Genomic DNA, 19,200 nt, shown 5'->3' with positions numbered 1-19,200 from the left:
TAACCAATATCCTGTTCTGTTGTACGAACTTTGTACGATTCACGCCACCGGAACACGGCTGACGCGAAGACCCATACTCGAAAGGGGCGCTATTCTATGCTAATTGAGCGCCAAAGAAAACAGGGAAACACACTGTTTCCCTGTTTTTGGTGTAAGGCATTTTACATACGGCCAAACGGAGGCATTCCGCCACCACCGCCGCCGGGCGGCATCATACCACCAAGGCCGCGCATCATATTCGCCATACCGCCCTTTTTGCCAAATTTTTTCATCATCTTCTGCATTTGCTTGTGCTGTTTGAGCAGACGATTGACGTCCTGGATCTGGGTACCGGAACCGCCAGCGATACGACGCTTACGGGAGTTATTGATGCTGTCAGGATAGCGGCGCTCCTTCGGCGTCATGGAGCAGATAATCGCCTCCATCTGCCCCATGGACTTGTCGTTGACCTGTTGCTGCGCCATCTGGGCCATCTGCCCCATACCCGGCAACTTGTCCATCAAGCCACCGATGCCACCCATACTCTTCATCTGCTGGAGCTGATCGCGGAAATCCTCCAGATCAAAGCTCTTGCCCTTCTTGATCTTCTTGGTGAGCTTCTGGGCCTTCTTCTGGTCCAGCTTGCGCTCGGCCTCCTCTATAAGGGAGAGCACATCGCCCATACCCAGAATGCGCGAGGCCACGCGGTCGGGATAGAAGGGCTCGAGGGCGTCTGATTTCTCACCGACACCGAGGAACTTGATCGGTTTGCCGGTAATGTGCCGGACAGACAGTGCCGCACCACCACGGGCATCACCGTCAGTCTTGGTGAGGACCACCCCCGTCAGTGGCAGCGCATCGTTGAACGCCTTGGCTGTATTCGCCGCATCCTGACCGGTCATGGCATCCACCACGAACAGGGTTTCAACCGGATTGACCGCTTTATGCAGGCGCCCGATTTCCCCCATCATCTGCTCATCAATGTGCAGACGGCCTGCGGTGTCCAGAATCACAACGTCGACATGTTTCTTTCGGGCCGCGGAAATCGCGCCTTCCGCGATGTCCACCGGGTCCTGATCGGCCGTACTGGGGAAGAATTCGACGCCTACTTCACCGGCCAGGGTCTCGAGCTGCCTGATAGCTGCCGGACGATAGATGTCAGCGCTGACCACCATGACCGACTTTTTCTGACGCTCTTTCAGGAAACGGGAGAGCTTGGCCACTGTGGTGGTTTTACCCGCACCCTGCAGACCAGCCATCATGATGACCGCCGGCGGCTGCACCGACAGGTTGAGGGATTCGTTGCCCTCGCCCATCACCCGTTCCAGCTCCTGCTGGACCACCTTTACAAATACCTGGCCCGGCGTCAGGCTGCGCTGCACTTCCTGTCCGATGGCACGCTTGCGAACACCTTCCACGAAATCCTTCACCACCGGCAGGGCGACGTCCGCTTCCAGCAGCGCCATCCGCACTTCGCGCAGCGTGTCCTTGATGTTGTCGTCGGTTAGCCGCGCCTGACCGGAAATCTTGCGCAGGCTACCGGAAAGTCGGTCTTGGAGGTTCTCAAACATGTTGCTCTTCCGTACCCCGGATAAATTGAGTGCATGGTCCGCAGAGCCGGCCCCGGCTCCTTGATTCCAGTTGCATAATCGCGACATTATAACCAGACTATCGCCCTGAAACGACCAGCCCGGTCAAATCGGTGATTCGAGCCACCGATCCCCAGTAAGAACAGTGGTATATAAGGAAGTCATGGGAACGCTGATTCTCGCGGTCACCTCACTTTTTCTGTACAGCATCGGCACCGCGCTGCAAGCACTCCATTTCAGAGGCCGTGTCACCAGCAATCTTGCCATCACCACCCTGATCGGCGTTCTCGCCCTGACCAGCCATGGCCTGCTCATTGCCCAGAGCGTCCATCACGATGGCGGTTTTGACTTCGGCTTCTTCAAGAGCTCGGTTCTGATCTCCTGGCTGATCGTGCTGCTACTGCTGGGCCTCAACCTGAGAAAACCGGTCCAGAACCTGTTCCTCGGCGTTTACCCACTTGCAGCACTGACCATCATTCTGGCCCTGGTGACCCACACCCCCTCAAGGCTGGTGTCCGATGAAAGCTACGGCATGCTGTCACACATTGCCCTGTCAATAACAGCCTACAGCCTGTTTACCCTTGCCGCCATCCAGGCCACGCTGCTCTATTTCCAGAATCGCCAACTCAAGCACAACTACAACAGCCTGCTGGTGCGCAACCTGCCGCCGCTCCAGACCATGGAGTCGCTGCTGTTCGAGATGGTCTGGGCCGGCGTCGTCATGCTGATCCTTGCGATCGTCACCGGCGCGCTGTTCGTGGAAGACCTGTTCGCCCAGGACCTGGCTCACAAGACCGTCTTTTCACTGCTGTCCCTCGCGGTGTTCGTTGCGCTGTTGATTGGCCGTTACACCAAGGGATGGCGCGGCATGACTGCCAGCCGCTGGACCCTGGCCGGCTGCGCCCTGCTGATGCTGGCATTCTACGGCAGTAAGTTCGTCCTGGAGCTGCTGTTCCAGAAAGGTGGCTGACTGCCCGGACCGCATAACTTGACACCGGGCTCAACCACACCCTATTTTCCCCACTTGTCGGTAATATAAGGACACCTTCTCTTGAACGAAACATCGCTTACCGCGCTGTTTATCCTCCTTGTCGGTCTGATCTTCCTGTCCGGTTTCTTTTCGAGTTCCGAAACCGGGATGATGTCGCTGAACCGGTATCGCCTGAAACACCTCGCAAAGACTGGCCACAAAGGCGCCAAACGGGCCCAGAACCTGCTTCAGAGAACCGACCAGCTGATCGGGGTGATCCTGATCGGCAACAACTTCGTCAACATCTTTGCCTCGTCCATCGCCACGGTCATTGCGATTGAAATCTGGGGCGATGCCGGCATCGCGATCGCGACCATCCTGCTGACGGTGGTCATCCTTATTTTCGCCGAGGTCACCCCGAAGACCCTGGCCGCCCTGTTCCCGGAAAAAATTGCCTTCCCGGCAAGCTACATCCTTGGACCGCTGCTGAAAATCCTTTACCCCATTGTCTGGGCGGTCAACCTGCTTACCGGAGGGATTCTGAAGCTGCTGCGCGTTTCACCCGAAGACGCGGCCAGCGACCACCTCAGCCGCGAGGAACTGAGAACCCTGGTGAATGAGGCCGGCGCCCTGATTCCGGCCAAGCACAAGGACATGCTGGTCAGCATCCTTGACCTGGAAAAGGTTACCGTTAACGACATCATGGTGCCGCGAAACGAAGTAGTAGGCATCGACCTCGACGATGACACCGACACCATTCTCCGGCAGCTCCGGAGCAGCCAGCACACCCGACTGCCGGTTTTCAAAGGTGACATCAACAGCATCCAGGGCATTTTGCACCTGCGCAGCGCCTCCAAACTTCTCCAGCAGGAGGAGATCAACAAGGCGATGATCATGCAGTTGTGCCAGGAACCTTATTTCATTCCGGAAAGCACACCGCTGAACACACAGCTGATCAACTTCCAGAAAGGCAAGCGGCGATTCGGCATTGTCGTGGACGAGTATGGCGATGTACTCGGACTGGCGACGCTCGAAGACATCCTTGAAGAGATCGTCGGCGACTTCACAACGGACTACGCAGCCACGAGCCCCGACATCATCCCCCAGGACGACGGCACGTTTATCATCGACGGCACTGCTGCCGTGCGCACCATCAACAAGACTCTGGGCTGGAAGCTACCCATCGATGGCCCGAAGACCCTGAACGGCCTGATCACGGAAACCCTGGAAAACATCCCCGACACCAACGTATGTCTCAAGGTGGATGGTCACCGGGTTGAGGTCCTGCAAATCAAGGACAACGTGGTAAAAGCCGCCATCGTCCATCCCCGAAAGCGCCGCAAACGCACGCTCGGCCGCTGAAGAATCCTGTCTCAGCTCCGCTATAGACCCCAAAGTTATAGCGGAGCACTTTCTAGAAAGATCACAATTTAACCACTTCCTTGACCCTTATCGAATCGCCACCAACACTCAAGACGGTGCGAGACAAAAACAATGATAAGGAGTACGTCCATGAGCCTGACGCACAGCTTTGGTCTTCTGACCCACCCGGATCAGGAGTGGGAAGCCATTCGCAATGAGTCCGAAACCACCACCCGGCTGTACCTTGGCCACATTCTTCTGCTTGCCCTGATTCCGGCGGCTGCCGGCTTCTACGGCACCACCCAGGTGGGCTGGCAAATCGGGGATGGCCAGATCACGCGACTGTCGAGCGGAAGTGCGCTACAGCTTTCCGTGCTGTTCTATGCCGCCATGCTGGCGGGAATTTTCGTGCTTGGTAAGTTTATCGACTTCTTTGCGGCCACTTACGATGCCGTGGAGCGCGTCCCGAGAGGCGTTGCACTTGCAGCCTACACAGCCACGCCGGTCTTCCTGATTGGTGTGATCGCGGCCTATCCGAACATCTGGGTTAACATGCTCGCGGGACTGGTTGCCATCTCCTACGCCGTCTACCTCTTGTACGAAGGCCTTCCCATACTGATGAAGATCCCGGAAGATCGTGGCTTCATGTTTGCCTCGGCAGTGCTGACCGTTGGCCTGGTGATGTTCGTCGCACTCATGGCAATCAGCGTGGTCATCTGGAGCATGGGCGTTGGTCCTGTTTATGTAAGCTGAACTCGAGCTATCAGCACCAACGCGCTGAAATAACGAAGGGTGCCCGCGCGGGCACCCTTCGTTTTTTGAAGGCGATCCCAGCTTTGATTTTATTCATGTTAAGTTTGCTGAAAATGCGGTAAATTTGACCAATAATTAAAATATAGGATTGTAAGCTCGGTCATGTATCCGGTTGAGGCGTAAAAGGAGTCTGCCATGAACAAGCAGTCCGGCATACATTACCTCCGTGAGCACAGGGAAGCGGGCAACGGTAAACCGGTTCCTGCGGAGGTTACCCGCATCCGTGACACCGTTGTCGCCGGACTGGGCGATCTGATGCAGGGCGCATTTGACGCCGTTGATGATTCGTTGTTCGAGCTGGCCAATAATGCCCGCAGCAACAACGAACAGAACCGCTATTTCGAAGCCATGCGGGAGATCCGCATCAAGCGGAAAGGTGTTGAACGGCATTTCCAGAATGCTGTCGCGCGTTTTTTCTCTCAGCCCCCGCACACCGGGCACAGTCAGGAAGAATCCCTGAACCAGCAGACTGGCGTCGACAGCCTGTCCCTTGTGGGCGACGAGGACCTGGAAGAACAGGTCGCGCTCAACGCCATGATCACCAAAGCCAAAGCGCACTTTCAGGGCCCACTACTGCAATTGCAGGCCCGTTTCAGCCAGGTCTACCCGGAAGCTACTGACGAATCGCCGGTTAACCCGATGGCGCCGGAACACCTGTGCAGCGCCTTTATCGAAGCCATCCAGGCACTTGAAATCCAGATCCGCGAGCGCCTCATCCTACTCAAACAGTTTGACCGTTACGTCGTCTCCAACCTGGGCATGCTGCTGGATGAAGCCAACCGGATACTGATTCAGGCCGGTGTCATTCCCAATTTCCGTTACCACGGAAAATCCGGCAAGCAACACTCATCCGAGGCCGACAGGAGCGCCGGGACTCCTCCGTCCGGGACCGCAGCCAGTCATACCACGGAAGATCTCAGCAACAGTGCAGTCTTCGACCAGATCCGGCAAATGCTGGCACTGCAACGGGCCAATGCCGGCATGCCTCCCCGCACCTCCGATCCCAACATTCGTGTTGTCGGGGATTCGGAGCTCGCCGATCTGCTCAACGCGCTGCCACTACCGGATACCCGCCCGATCAGCGGTAATCTGAGCGATGGCGAACCGATCACCATCGACCTCCGGTATGTGGTGCAGCAGATCCTGGCGAAGGCAGACGCCGGCGATGGCCGCAAACCGGCGCTGAATGAGGCCGACGAGGACCTCATCAACCTGGTATCCATGCTGTTTGAGTTCATCCTTGACGATTACAATCTCTCGGCCCCGATTCAGGTGCTCATCAGCCGGCTTCAGATTCCCATTCTCAAGGTGGTGATCCGGGACAAGACTTTTTTCAGCCAGGCGACCCACCCTGCCCGCCGATTGCTGAACTCATTAGCTCGCGCCGGCATAGGCTGGAGCTCGAGTGATGAAAAGGCCAAGGACAAGCTGTACAGTCAGATCCACAACATCGTTCAACGGATTCTCAATGAATTCAATGGCGATATTTCCCTGTTCGAAACCCTCAACCAGGAGTTCGAACAGTTTCTCGAGAAGGAAAACCGCAAGGCCTCTCTCGTTGAACAACGCACACGTGAATCGGAGCGCGGCCGCATCAAGTCCCAGAAAGCACAGGAAACCGTCGATAACCTGCTGAAGCAGAAAATTGCCCGATATAAGTTACCCGATCCGGTTCACGACATCCTGATGAACGGCTGGAGCCGGGTCATGTTCCTGGCCTATCTTCGGGATGATGTGGAGCACCGCTGGCAGGAAACCGTGCGAGTCGTTGACGACCTGATCTGGTGCCTGCACCCTCACCAGGAAGATGAAGAGCGGGACCAGTGGGTACGAGTGGTCCCGAGCCTGCTGAAATCCCTTCGAACCGGGCTTGAGGAGGTTTCCTACAACTCATCCAAACTGGATGAAATGATGGGCCACCTCAAGCATGAACTGGCTGAAGCGTTTCGAACCAACGCCGCCATCGAGGCGCGCCAGGATTCACCAACTGACCCAGAAGAAGAAATCGCAACGCTCCATCAGACTGCCGTGGAACGACAACAGCAACTGGAAGAAGCGGCGATCTCCGAGTACGTTGCCCAGATTGACAGCATCGAGATCGGAAACTGGGTGGAGTTCCGGCTGGTGAACGGTGCCAGCTTCCGTTGCAAACTATCGGCGATCATCGAAGATGCCGACTGCTTCGTCTTTGTGAACCGAATGGGCCTGAAGGTGATCGAAAAGAACCGGATTGAACTGGCGCACGAGATGCGTCGGGGTCGCCTGACACTGCTCGAGCAAGGTGCCCTGATTGATCGGGCCATGGACGCGGTTGTGGGCAGCTTGCGGAGCAAGACAGCCTGATATTGATGCAGGAGTTACAACGGACGACGCACCACACGCCGGCAAACTACAGGATCGGCCTGGCCCTATCCGCGGCGGTCCTGGTGCATACGCTCCTGCTGTCCGGGTTCCCGTCGCCAATCCAGCAGCCAGACGACACTCGCCATAGCGTTCGTTTTGAACTGGTCTCGCCCGGGGCAACAGTCAGCCCCGCCCTGGCGGCCTCAACCTCGTCGGAAGCTCCCAGCAGTCGCAACCCCAGATTCGAGATGCCCCCCACGACAAACCAGAGCGCCCCTTCAACCTCCGAAACCATCGTCACGAAGTCTGAGAGAAAAATAACCGAATCGGAGCCACCGGCTCGGGAAAAAATCTCTCAGCCGCAGAGAGAACAGGTGCCGGCCGAACCGACGACCTCACCTTCAACCCAGGAGTCACAGGCCCGGCAATCCCCCGCCAGTGTGGCGACTCGATCGGGGAGCCAGGCTCCCAGGATTGAGGCCGAACCTCAAGCCAACGTCACCCAAGTTACCGAATCGCCCAGCGAACAGGATCCCTACCTGATCAGACTGGCCGTCCACCTGAGCCACGAACTACAAAGACTGAGAGTGCCGGCAATCAACCAACTGTCGGAGACGGTGGCGATGGAGATTGAGCTGCAGCTACTGGAAAATGGCGCCCTGACCCGGGCAAGAATTCTGAAATCGACGGGAATCAAGATAATAGACGATGCCGCCTATCGGGCATCGCTGGCGGCCAGCCCCTATCCGGAGCCGCCGGCCAACGACGAGAACCAGAACCGGTTCGAGGTGGAACTGGTGTTCTCCCCGAAACGGCTCTGAAAACTCTAATTCAGGCTTCGGCCTGCTTCGCAGCTTCCTTGACCACTTTGGCCAGTTCGCCGCTTTCGGACATCTCCAGAATGATGTCGCAACCGCCGACGAGCTCGCCATTGATGTAAAGCTGCGGGTAGGTAGGCCAGCTGGAGTAGACTTTCAAGGCCTCGCGAAGCTCCTGGTTGTCCAGAATATTAACGAACGCAAAACGCTCGCCACAGGCCATCAGTGCTTGGACCGTCTTGGCAGAAAACCCGCATTGAGGAGCCTGGGGGCTGCCCTTCATGTACAGAATGATGGGGTTATCTTCGAGCTGGCTCTTGATGGTTTCGTTGATGTCCATGAACACTCACCTCTGAAAGGAAACAAAATTGCCAAAGGGCAACGGACTTGCCGCTATTGTACACGTCACCTGAACACCGCACCAAACCTCTGATCATGACCACCCTTGGCGCCCCGGCCGGCGGCGTTGTCATCCCTGCCCCGAAGGGCTAGACTTGTTGGCCCTTTTTCAGGCAACTTTTTAGCCATCTTTTTCGCCAACCCCGCCTATCCCGGGGTTCGTTGACATAAGGGCCATTGCATGGCGGCAAGACATTTTCTGACATTGAACGACTTGAACACCACCGAGCTCGAAAGCCTGGTGGATCACGCCACCAGACTCCGTAACGAGTGGCGTCAGGGAACGGTGCGGGACTCTCTCAAGAATCGCGTTCTGGCGATGATTTTCGAGAAGTCCTCCACCCGGACCCGGGTATCGTTCGAAGCCGGCATGGCCCAACTTGGCGGTTCAGCCCTGTTCCTGTCGCCGCGGGACACCCAACTGGGCCGCGGCGAGCCGATCGAAGATTCGGCCATTGTGATTTCGAGCATGGTCGACGCCGTGATGATCCGGACCTTTGCCCACGACACGGTCGAGCGCTTCGCCGCGGCATCGAGGGTGCCTGTGATCAACGCCCTGACGGACGATTTTCATCCCTGCCAGTTGCTCGCGGACATGCAAACCTACCGCGAACATCGTGGCAGCATTCGCGGCGCCACCGTGGCGTGGATTGGCGACGGCAATAATATGTGCCATTCCTACGTGAACGCCGCCTCACAGTTCGACTTCCACCTGAACGTCGCCTGTCCGGAAGGTTACGAGCCCGATGCCTCGCTACTCGAAGCCCATGGCGACCGGGTCACGGTATTCCGTGAGCCCGCGGAGGCCGCCCGCCATGCCAATCTGCTGGTTACCGATGTCTGGGCATCAATGGGCCAGGAAGAAGAACAGAAAACCCGTGAGCGGGCCTTCCGGGATTACCAGATCAACCCGGATCTGATGAAAGTCGCGGACAAAGACGCCCTGTTCATGCACTGCCTGCCGGCACATCGTGGCGAAGAAATTTCAACAGACATGATGGAACACCCGGGTTCCGTAGTCTGGGACGAAGCCGAAAACAGGCTGCACGCCCAGAAAGCGTTGCTGGAATTCCTCATCCTGAACCGTCTGGACTGAGCCCATGGTTATGACCGCGAATTCCCCGGGAGACTGGCTGCTCGAGGTCAACAACCTGTCCTGCGGTTATGGCGGAGATTCCGTTGTTCGGGACGTGAGCTTTGCACTCAGCCACGGCGATATCGGCTGCCTGCTCGGACCCAGCGGCTGCGGCAAAAGCACCATTCTCCGGGCACTAGCCGGTTTTCTCCCTCTCAACAGTGGCGAGATCTGCCTGCAATCCCAGGCCATCAGCCTGCCCGGACGCACACTCCCCCCGGAGAAGCGTCGAATTGGCATGGTGTTCCAGGACTACGCCCTGTTCCCCCACCTGACCATCGCCGACAACGTTGGCTTCGGTCTGCGGAAAATGCCCAGGGCCGAGAGGCGCCAGAAAGTGATGGAACTGCTCAACGTGGTGCACCTGCAGGACCTTGCCGACAACTATCCCCATGAGCTGTCAGGCGGCCAGCAACAGCGGGTTGCGCTGGCCCGGGCACTGGCGCCCGAGCCGACCCTGATTCTGTTGGACGAACCTTTCTCCAACCTTGATGCAGACCTGCGCCGACGCCTGAGCCTGGATGTACGTGACATTCTCAAGACCCTGGGCATCAGTGCCATTCTGGTCACACACGACCAACAGGAAGCCTTTGCCATGTGCGACCAGGTTGCAGTGCTGCGCGACGGGCAAATCCAGCAGTGGGACGTCCCCTATAACCTCTACCACGAGCCTTCGAACCGTTTCGTTGCGAGCTTTGTCGGCCAGGGCGGATTCGTACCCGGGAAGGCACTGGGGCCGGACACCATTGAATCCGAGCTGGGCGTTATTCGTGGTAACCGGGCGTACAAATGGTCACCGGGCACACTGGTCGATGTCCTGATCCGACCGGACGACATTCTTTACGATCCGGACTCCGAGCTGCGCCCCAAGGTGGTTGAGAAAACCTTCGCGGGCACGTCCACGCTGTACCGCTTCCGATGCTCGGAGGAAACCGAGTTCGAAGCCCTGTTCCGAAGCCACCTCGATTTCCACCTGGGCGAAACCGTGCCTGTGCGCGTCGAAGCAGATCACCTCATTGCGTTCGAGCGCACAGCCTGAGCCAGACTCAGTTGTTGCAGACGCGCTCTACCGCGTCGAGCCAACCCGCATACAGCGATTCCCGCAGCGCTGGCCCCATGTCCGGGTGGAATTGACGCTCGCACTCCCAGAGACGGGCAATTTCATCCAGGCTCTCGTATACCCCGGTCTGCAGACCTGCCAGGAATGCGGCACCCAACGCTGTGGTTTCGGTCACTCTGGGGCGGTCCACCGTGACATTGAGAATGTCTGCGAGGAACTGCATAACCCAATCATTGACCACCATGCCACCGTCCACCCGCAATGACTCCAGCCGGGCGCCATCGTTCTGGATCGCCCGGACCAGATCCTTGGTCTGGTAACAGACCGACTGGAGTCCGGCAGTCACGATTTCCGCGATACCGGTGTCACGGGTCAACCCCATGATCGCGCCACGGGCGTGGGGGTCCCAATGGGGTGCGCCCAGACCAGTGAAGGCGGGCACCAGGTACACGGAATTGTCGACGCCAACAGACTCGGCATGAGCGGTCGATTCGCCAGCATGACTGATCAGCCTCAGACCATCCCGCAACCACTGCATGGCGGCCCCGGCCACAAAGATACTGCCTTCCATGGCGTAGCAGGGTTTTCCGTTCAATCGGTACGCCATGGTGGTCAGCAATCGGTTTTCAGATCGTAACGCCTGATCACCGGTGTTGAGAATCAGGAAACAGCCGGTCCCGTAGGTGCTTTTCGCCATGCCGGGATCAAAACAGGCCTGGCCTATCAATGCCGCATGCTGATCACCGGCAATACCGGCAACGGCGACCGGAGCGCCCAGCCATTGGGCCTCGGTGCTGCCAAAGTCGGCGGCACTGTCCAGCACTTCCGGCAGCAGGTCTCGAGGCACCCGGAACAGCTTGAGAAGCTCTTCGTCCCAATCCTGGCTGTGAATATTGAACAGCGCGGTCCGGGATGCGTTGGTTGCGTCGGTGTAGTGAGAGCTGCCACCGGTCAGGTTCCACAGCAACCAGCTGTCCACGGTACCGAACGCGAGTTCCCCGGCCTCGGCCCTCGCCCTCGCACCCTCAACATTGTCCAGGATCCAGGCAATCTTGGTCGCCGAAAAGTAGGGATCGATCAACAGACCGGTTCGTTCGACCACGGTATCTTCATGGCCATCCGTCTTGAGTTTGGTACACAGGGAGGCCGTCCGTCGGTCCTGCCAGACAATGGCATGGTGAATCGGCTTCCCGGTGGCGCGCTCCCAGATCACGGTGGTCTCGCGTTGGTTGGTGATGCCGATCCCGGACAGCCTGTCCGCGGCTACCCCGGCTTTTTCCAGCGCACCTCGGCAAACCGTCAGCGTACTGTCCCAGATTTCCAGCGCATCGTGCTCCACCCAGCCATCCTTGGGGAAATACTGGTGGAACTCCTGCTGGTCAGCAGCGACGCTGCTGCCGCTCTCGTCGAATACGATGGCACGGGAACTGGTGGTGCCCTGGTCAATGGCAAGCAGATAGCGGGTCATGGAGATCTCCGGTTATTTTTTCCGGATTCTAGCAGCAGAGCGAAGGCGGTAAGAGTAACCAGAACAAAAAACGGAAGGAAAGGCATAAAAAAAGGGCCGGAAAAACCGGCCCTCAAATGACGAATGAAACAAGGAAAGTTCGTAAGAACTACAACCTCAAAAGTCATCCCTTACGCTTGCTATTATTGGCAATACCGGCGGGATCTTCAGTAGCGGTTGTGTAGCAGCTTTGTTACATCAGGTGAGAGGGTGAGGCGCAGTTCACACAATGGCCTCAACGGGCTTCTTGCGCGGCCATACCAGACTGAATCGGGCACCCCCCAGGGCCTCGCTGCGGCCGACAAACGCCTGGCCACCGTGCCAATAAAGAATCCGCCGAACTATGGAGAGCCCCAGGCCGTAGCCGCCGGAGGTACGAGTCCGACTGTCATCGAGCCGGGCAAACGCGGTAAACACTTTTTCCCAATCCTCTTCCGGCACCCCGGGACCATCATCCTCAACGTCGATACGACAATTGTCCTCATCGATGTGACAGCGCACCAGGACCCGACCGTCGGCGTACCGACCGGCGTTACCCACAAGGTTTTGGATGGCCCGATGAATATACCGGGGTTCGACATCCGACATTGCCCATTGCTCAGAGCCTTTCTCGATGTCCGCCTCGATGACCAGCGCCGGACGAATAATCTGCTGTTCGGAAACCACCTGCCGGACCAGGTCCGTCACCGAGGCCTCCTGCAAAGAAAAAACCGGACCGCCCTGCTCAAGGCGTGCATACGTCAGGATCTCGTCAATGAGTTCGTCCAGTTCCTGGATATCCCCATCGATGTCGTCGAGCTGTTTCTGCAGCCGTTCCTCATCCTGGCAGGACTCAATCATCTGAACACCGAACCGGATCCGCGCAACCGGCGTACGCAGCTCGTGGGATACGGCGTGAATCATCTCCCGCTGGACCTGTACCAGGCGCTGGATATGTTCCGCCATGCCGTTAAAAGAAGCCGCCAGCCTCGACACAAGAGTGCCGGAGCCCGCTTCGACCCTTGCCCCCATCTCGCCCCTGGCAATGCGAATCGCGACCGACTCAACCTTACGAAGATTGCTGTCGACTTCACGGAGCCCAAGGTAAAGCGCCACTGCAAGCACGCCACCGATCACCAATACCAGCAATAGAATGACCGGCCAGGCCCAAGGATCGAACGGGGCCGCCACATCAATACGCAACAGCTCACCGTCTTCCAGCCTTACCAGGACATGCCCCGGTCCGGTCGTGCCGTCGCGGAAAAAAACCATGCCGTGCCTGGCCACCCGGTCAAGCACCTCGGCGGAAGGCAGGAGAGTGGCTCTGTCGATCCACCGGACCCCGACATTCAGTGCCTCCGCCATCCCGGAGGCCAGTTCGGCACGCTCGTCAGATCCGGGCGAATCGAGGTGCCAGCGGAAGATCAGTGCCACGGCTTCGGCCACCTGCTGATAGGTGTCGCCCAGACGCATCTGCAGAACTTCATGCCCAGGCGCGCCCACGAGAACCCGATAGCCGGTGGAACCTTCCACAGCGACGACCTGCTGGTAACCGAGACGCTCACGAGTGATCGGGGACAATGATTCAAGCTCAGCCGAATCCAGGATCGAGAAGTCGTAAAGGGAACGGAGCCAATGATAACGCTCGGAGGCAGCAGGATCGGATTGCAGCCAACGCATCAGTGGCTCGGGGAAACGCTCATGCCAGAACTGTGACCGGACAGAATTGACGCCGGAAAACAACCCGACACAGAGCAGAAGCACCAGCGCTGTCAGGCCGGCAAAGCGGGCATAGAGCTTGAGAAAAAACATCAGGGGCATGTCACAAACCCTGGCACGGAATGCCGGTGTGACGAAAGCAGTTCACACCGGCTCCAGAGGCTGAATCGTCAGGCTTCCTTAACGAACAGATAGCCTTTGCTACGAACGGTCTTGATCCGACGGGGATGGATGGGATCATCGCCGATTTTTGGACGAATCCGCGAAACCCGGACATCAATAGAGCGATCCTGACCGTCGTACTCAATGCCACGCAGCGCCGTGAAGATTTCCTCCCGGCTGAGCACGCGACCGGCATTGCTGGCAAGCAGCCAGAGCAAGTCAAATTCCGCGCTGGTCAGATCAATGCTCTCGTCATTCAACCAGGCTTCCCGCATTGAGCGATCAACCACCAGATCATTGAACTGAAGCCGCACCGGCTCTTCGCCGCTCGGCTCTTCGCCACTACTCTGGCCGGTCTCGGTGACCCGCCGCAACATCGCCCGGATCCGGGCCAGCAGGACACGGGGCTTGACCGGTTTACCGATGTAGTCATCCGCACCCATTTCCAGACCCAGCACCTGATCCAGGTCGTCAGTGCGAGCGGTTAGCATGATGATGGGGCCGGAGTAATAGGGACGTACCCGGCGACAGATGGACAGCCCATCCTCACCCGGCAGCATCAGGTCCAGAACTACCAGATCAGGCTGTTCGTTGCGGATGCGCTCGACCGCCGGACCACCGTGGGTTTCGAGGGAGACCTGCAGCCCGTTGCTTTCCAGATACTCACGGGTCAGCTCTGCCAGCCGCTCGTCATCCTCGACAATGAGAATTCGCCAACTTTCGTTTGTCTGTTCCACGCCATCCATCTCTGGTTTTGTTATTCCGGTTTTGGGTAACACTGTTTGCCTGACCATACAGGCAACCTGCTGTAACAGCAATTATACATGCTATTCAGAAATATACATGGAACGACGGCTCTGTTACAGCCCGTGACAAAGGTCGTGCCTGGCCCAAATTATCAGCCACTGTCACGGACACGTCACCTCGCGGTCACCCGTGTGTCATACCGGCTTCATAGGCTTGTCGGGAAATGGACACAAAAGAGACCATGCCATGACCGCACAATCCGTGAGACCCCGTCGCAGCGCCCGTCGACTGAAAACCGATATTACTCGCAACCCAGTCCTGATCGAAGAGGCGCAGCGTTTGCGCTACCGGGTGTTTTCCAAAGAATACGACAGCGATCTTGGCGCGGACATTCCTGGCCTGGATGCCGACAGCTTCGATACTGCCTGCGATCATCTTGTTGTCACTGACAGCGACACCGGTGAACTGGTGGCCACCACCCGAATACTGCACCAGGCAGACACCTCCCGAGTCGGCGGTTTCTACTCCGCCGGAGAGTTTGACCTCTCGACCCTGAACCATTTGCCGGGCGCCGTTGCCGAGTTGGGACGTACCTGTGTGCACCCGGACTACCGCAATGGCGCAACGATCAGCCTGCTCTGGTCTGCCGTGGCCGAATACCTGGTGGCCCACAACGTTGACTACCTGATCGGCTGTGCAAGTATCAGCATGTCCGATGGTGGACTCAAGGCCTGGCGGATTGCCCGCCATCTGCAACGGGAATACCTGGCGGACGACAGCTTTCGGGTGTATCCCCTGCGGGATCTGCCGCACCTGACTCATATTGTCGACGAGGAACGCCCCGTGGACGTACCGCCACTCCTGAAAGCCTATATGCGTCTTGGCGCACGGGTCTGCGGCGAACCCTGCTGGGATCCGGATTTCCGGTGCGCTGACCTACTGGTCCTTCTTGAGGTCGACAAACTGGCCAGCCGTTACAGTCGACACTTTCTGGGCAAGGCGTCCTGAAGCAGAAACCCGGAGGAAGCTCCCATGGAATGGCTCAGACTGACTTTCCGGCTGACAACCTTCAGCCTGTTCCTGGCAGCCATTGCCTTGCTGACGGCGACCCTTCTGACCGCTGAAACCCTGACGCGCCGCCCTATCAATCGCACGCCCTGGGCCCGGCGCAGCTTCCTCGGCGCCTGCCGGTGCCTCGGCCTCGACCTTCATGTTCACGGTGCTCCACCGGAGCATAACGTGCTCTATGCCAGCAACCATATCAGCTGGACGGATATCCCGATTCTCGGCAGCCTTACCCCGATCCTGTTTCTGTCAAAGGCCGAGGTTGGACAATGGCCGGTCATTGGCTGGCTGGCGCGGGAAGCCGGCACCCTGTTCATCAAACGTGGCGGCGGCAAGGCCCGGCGCATCCGACGAGCAATTGCCGACAGGCTGGACGCGGGCGAATCCATACTGATTTTCCCGGAAGCAACCACCAGCCGCGGGCTGACCGTTCTGCCCTTTCACGGCTTGCTACTGGGCGCCGCCGAGGACTCGGATGTTGCCATACAGCCGGTGACCATCAGTTACCGTCGCAATGGACGCCCAGACCATCTGGCGCCCTTTGTCGGCGAGGACGCCTTCCACAGCCATATCGTGACGATGCTGAAACAGCCGCCCGCAAGGGTGGATGTGCTCTTTCACCCCCCGATCGAGGTACAGCCGGAAACGAGCACAGCGGAGTTGGCGGATGAGCTGAGGACGACAGTGCAGGCGGGCCTGACCAGAATCCAGCAGGGTGAGCTGGACGATCGCCGCGGCCCGGGCATCAGAACAGCGGGCGCCCCTGGGCTACCTCGTCTTCGGTAGCTTCCCGTCGACCCACGATTTCCAGATCAAAGTAGAGCGTAAAGCCCGCCAGGGGATGGTTCGCGTCAACCTTGACCAGGTTGCCGTCGATGCCGACGACCTGAACAATCTTTGCCTCATCGCCAGTGTTGGTCTGGAACTTCATACCGATCTGAAGATCTTCCACACCTTCGAACATCGAACGGGGCACTTTGCGAATCAGCTCCGGGTTGTGTTCACCGTATGCCATTGCAGGCGGAACGGTGACTTCCAGGCAATCGCCAACGTTGCGATCTTTCACCGCTTTCTGGATACCCTCGATGATATCGGGGCTGCCGTAAATAAAGTGCAGAGGCTCGCTACCTTCGGAGGTATCAACGAGTTCGCCAATCTTGTTCTTCAGGACATAGTGGACGGTGAAAACATCGGGTTTGGCTTGTGAAACATCCATCAGGCTTCTGGCTTTCCTGTATCGGTTGGTGTGTCAATCAGTTGCAGACCGTGAATAACCAGACGCTGGTCCAGTTTCTCCCGAAACCCGGAGGGATTGCCCAGCCCCATGCGCTCGAGCAATGAACCGTAGCGGCCCTGATCATCCCGGGCCCGGAAGGCCTGCCACAACGTCGACAGTTTACCACGACGGGTTGCCGTTGCGGCCTTCAGGGTTTTAAGGGCTTTCCCTAACGTCAGCTCCTCGTCGGTAAAATCCCGGCCGAACGGGAAAGCCGGGAACCACTCCTGATCTCCGCCAACTGAAATCGCCTCGCGAACAGCCTGGGGCGTGTTATCGCACCAGTCGGCCGGCAGCCGGAAGGCCGGATCCACCTTGCCCGCTTTTTGCGCCTGCTTGAGCAGGTCCTGCTGAAAGCGGGAGTCGGCAATGCGGATGAGCCGCAGGTAAACCTGCTCATCGGATTGGCCGCGCAGATCGGCGATACCGTACTCGGTAATCACAATATCCCGGAGATGACGGGGAATCGTGCAGTGGCCGTAATTGAAAACAATGTTGGAGAGCGTCTTGCCGGCCGAGTGGCGAGTGGCTCGTAATGTAAGGATGGATCGCGCGCCCGGTAGCTCGTGGGCCATGGCCACGAAGTTGTACTGACCGCCAACACCGCTGACAACCCGGCCATCGTCCAGGCCATCCGACACCGCGGCGCCGTTAAGCGTGTACATCATGGCGGAATTGATGAACCGGCTATCCACCCGCTGCGCGGCTTTGAGTCGCTGGTTTCCGAAGCGATGATCGTATAGTTGGTTGATGTAATTCACGCTGGTCATGCAGATCTGATTACGCTGTTCATCGCTCAGATCCCGCAAAGCCTGGTAAAACCGCTCCGGCCCAACGTAAAAGCCACCGTGCATGGCAATCCCACCCTTGAGCCGACGGCCCAGCGCCAAGGTTTCGATAGCCTCCCGCGCCTCCGGATTGTCAAGGTCACCGTCAACGGATTGCTCACCGATCAGCAGACGCCCGCCCTTGAATGCGACCGTCTCTTTCAGGATACCCAACTTCACCAGCCAGCTGACGTCCCTCGCGCGCATGGGTGAATCAATCAGCTGTTCACGGCGGAGCACGTCCAACGATGCCATGGAAACAGCCTCAGTCAGATCACCCTGATTGATGAGCGTCTGGAGGTCGGCATTATCGAAGACTTCGCGCCGGAGAATGCCCGCCTGCATCAGGTACAGGAAGCCATCCACCATCATTTCACTACAGCCATACAGGCCCCGCTCGAACGGCCCGGTGCCACCGTCGCTTTCTACCACCGGGAAACGTTCGTCGACCCTGAGATGATCAAATACGGCACGCCATGCGTCGTTGTGCTGGTGCCGGAGAATGGCACTGTGAACCAGGGCGGCCCCCAGGGATCCGATGCCGACCTGTAAGGTGCCGCCATCCCGGAGCAGAGAACTGGCGTAGAAACCGATCAGGTGGTCTTCGGGACTCACCGCCATTTCCGGGGCTGAGAACAGCGGGTGATCGGTGGCCGCGTGATCAAACACCACGTCGAAATCGGCTTCCTCCACCGCCGCATGATGATCCATCCAGGGCAGATGACGGTTCGTCTCGGCCACCAGCGCAACGGGGGTTCCGTGCGCCTCTCGCTCCCGCATCAGGGGTAACAGATCCAGCGTCAGGTCTGGATTACAGCTGAGGCTGACCATACCGGATCGGCCCTCCCCCTCACCCGGGGAGACCATCTGCGCCACCACGTTGATCCCCTGGGCCATCAGATCGCGCACGGCATGAGTGTAATTGCTGCAAACGTAATGCCGCTGCTGAGACTGGTTGTTGAGGTAACTGCCGGCTTTGAAGAAAAACTCAGAGACCTGAACGTTGGCGGGAAGACGGTTGGAAGAAACAGCCCGCGCGTATGCCAGTTCTGGAATCCGGCCATAGAGGCGCTCGGTAAAGGGCTCCAGAAAACGCTTCTCGAGGGAGGAACCACCCAGGGGCGCCAGAAGCGAGAGGGCGGTAACGATATGCAACTCGATTTCGGGATCGTCGACAGCACGCTGATATAACGCGTTGACGAACCGGACCGGTTTACCCAGGCCCAGTGGCAAACCCAGTGTAATATTTTTCCCAACCCGACGAATCACTTCATCGACACAGGCGTTCACATCGTTTGAGCGACGACCGTTTTCGTCCGCCATCACCAAGCTCCTTATGGGTCATATCAGGCTGTTCGGCGATGATCACACGACACAAAGGCACTGGCAATGCGCCAGATCATGATTCGGAGGGATTTCGGGGGAGACAAAAAGGCAGAAGGTTGACGGG

General features: G+C 58.2%; 16 protein-coding genes. 9 read left to right on the top strand and 7 right to left on the bottom strand.

Annotated elements, in window-relative coordinates:
- Positions 1–161: 161 nt before the first annotated feature.
- Entirely contained in the window at positions 162–1,550 is a 1,389-nt protein-coding gene (gene ffh / locus KZO34_RS13930; protein ID WP_219477454.1) for a signal recognition particle protein, read from the bottom strand.
- Positions 1,551–1,731: 181 nt separating this feature from the next.
- On the opposite strand from ffh, the gene KZO34_RS13925 reads away from it, so the two are divergent.
- The 5 genes from KZO34_RS13925 (at position 1,732) to KZO34_RS13905 (ending at position 7,877) form a co-directional block, all read left to right on the top strand.
- Positions 1,732–2,538, top strand: a complete 807-nt coding sequence (locus KZO34_RS13925; protein WP_219477453.1) for a cytochrome C assembly family protein — start codon at positions 1,732–1,734, stop codon at positions 2,536–2,538.
- An 81-nt stretch (positions 2,539–2,619) separates the two neighbouring features.
- Positions 2,620–3,900, top strand: coding sequence for an HlyC/CorC family transporter (locus tag KZO34_RS13920; RefSeq protein WP_219477452.1), 1,281 nt, complete (start codon positions 2,620–2,622; stop codon positions 3,898–3,900).
- A 150-nt stretch (positions 3,901–4,050) separates the two neighbouring features.
- Positions 4,051–4,653: a Yip1 family protein gene (locus KZO34_RS13915; protein WP_219477451.1), complete on the top strand. Its 603-nt coding sequence runs from the start codon at positions 4,051–4,053 to the stop codon at positions 4,651–4,653.
- A 195-nt stretch (positions 4,654–4,848) separates the two neighbouring features.
- Positions 4,849–7,056: a DUF1631 domain-containing protein gene (locus KZO34_RS13910; RefSeq protein WP_219477450.1), complete on the top strand. Its 2,208-nt coding sequence runs from the start codon at positions 4,849–4,851 to the stop codon at positions 7,054–7,056.
- A 5-nt stretch (positions 7,057–7,061) separates the two neighbouring features.
- Positions 7,062–7,877, top strand: coding sequence for an energy transducer TonB (locus KZO34_RS13905; RefSeq protein WP_219477449.1), 816 nt, complete (start codon positions 7,062–7,064; stop codon positions 7,875–7,877).
- A gap of 10 nt (positions 7,878–7,887) precedes the next feature.
- On the opposite strand, the gene grxD is transcribed toward KZO34_RS13905, so the two are convergent.
- Positions 7,888–8,214, bottom strand: coding sequence for a Grx4 family monothiol glutaredoxin (gene grxD / locus KZO34_RS13900; RefSeq protein ID WP_219477448.1), 327 nt, complete (start codon positions 8,212–8,214; stop codon positions 7,888–7,890).
- Between the two features lie 240 nt (positions 8,215–8,454).
- Here grxD and argF point away from each other — a divergent pair, with 240 nt between their 5' ends.
- Together argF and KZO34_RS13890 are read left to right on the top strand one after the other, a co-directional pair.
- Positions 8,455–9,369 (top strand): ornithine carbamoyltransferase, encoded by a 915-nt coding sequence (gene argF / locus KZO34_RS13895; protein WP_219477447.1) that lies wholly within the window; start codon positions 8,455–8,457, stop codon positions 9,367–9,369.
- Positions 9,370–9,373: 4 nt separating this feature from the next.
- Positions 9,374–10,447: an ABC transporter ATP-binding protein gene (locus tag KZO34_RS13890; protein WP_219477446.1), complete on the top strand. Its 1,074-nt coding sequence runs from the start codon at positions 9,374–9,376 to the stop codon at positions 10,445–10,447.
- A 7-nt stretch (positions 10,448–10,454) separates the two neighbouring features.
- Here KZO34_RS13890 and glpK read toward each other — a convergent pair whose 3' ends face one another.
- The 3 genes from glpK to KZO34_RS13875 all read right to left on the bottom strand — a co-directional run bounded on the left by glpK (position 10,455) and on the right by KZO34_RS13875 (position 14,581).
- Positions 10,455–11,936: a glycerol kinase GlpK gene (gene glpK / locus KZO34_RS13885; RefSeq protein ID WP_219477445.1), complete on the bottom strand. Its 1,482-nt coding sequence runs from the start codon at positions 11,934–11,936 to the stop codon at positions 10,455–10,457.
- A 261-nt stretch (positions 11,937–12,197) separates the two neighbouring features.
- Positions 12,198–13,775, bottom strand: coding sequence for an ATP-binding protein (locus KZO34_RS13880; protein WP_219477444.1), 1,578 nt, complete (start codon positions 13,773–13,775; stop codon positions 12,198–12,200).
- A gap of 68 nt (positions 13,776–13,843) precedes the next feature.
- The gene (locus KZO34_RS13875) at positions 13,844–14,581 is read right to left on the bottom strand and encodes a response regulator (protein WP_219477838.1); all 738 of its coding nucleotides are present in this window, start codon (positions 14,579–14,581) and stop codon (positions 13,844–13,846) included.
- Positions 14,582–14,828: 247 nt separating this feature from the next.
- On the opposite strand from KZO34_RS13875, the gene KZO34_RS13870 reads away from it, so the two are divergent.
- Together KZO34_RS13870 and KZO34_RS18875 are read left to right on the top strand one after the other, a co-directional pair.
- Positions 14,829–15,590 carry a GNAT family N-acetyltransferase gene (locus KZO34_RS13870; protein ID WP_219477443.1) on the top strand — a complete coding sequence of 254 codons (762 nt, stop codon included), beginning with the start codon at positions 14,829–14,831 and terminating at the stop codon, positions 15,588–15,590.
- Positions 15,591–15,614: 24 nt separating this feature from the next.
- The gene (locus KZO34_RS18875; protein ID WP_219477442.1) at positions 15,615–16,433 is read left to right on the top strand and encodes a lysophospholipid acyltransferase family protein; all 819 of its coding nucleotides are present in this window, start codon (positions 15,615–15,617) and stop codon (positions 16,431–16,433) included.
- Here KZO34_RS18875 and KZO34_RS13860 read toward each other — a convergent pair.
- Entirely contained in the window at positions 16,393–16,863 is a 471-nt protein-coding gene (locus KZO34_RS13860) for an FKBP-type peptidyl-prolyl cis-trans isomerase (RefSeq protein ID WP_219477441.1), read from the bottom strand. The two genes, KZO34_RS18875 and KZO34_RS13860, sit on opposite strands and share 41 nt — an antisense overlap.
- On the bottom strand, positions 16,863–19,073 hold the full coding sequence (locus KZO34_RS13855) for an acetyl-CoA hydrolase/transferase C-terminal domain-containing protein (protein ID WP_219477440.1): 2,211 nt from the start codon (positions 19,071–19,073) through the stop codon (positions 16,863–16,865). Before KZO34_RS13855 ends, KZO34_RS13860 begins: the two co-directional genes overlap by 1 nt.
- Positions 19,074–19,200: the final 127 nt, after the last annotated feature.

It is taken from the genome of Marinobacter sp. F4206 (assembly GCF_019392195.1).
Classification (GTDB): domain Bacteria; phylum Pseudomonadota; class Gammaproteobacteria; order Pseudomonadales; family Oleiphilaceae; genus Marinobacter.
The sequence above is the reverse complement of the archived record's forward strand: the minus strand, read 5'-3'. Positions and strand labels throughout refer to the sequence as shown.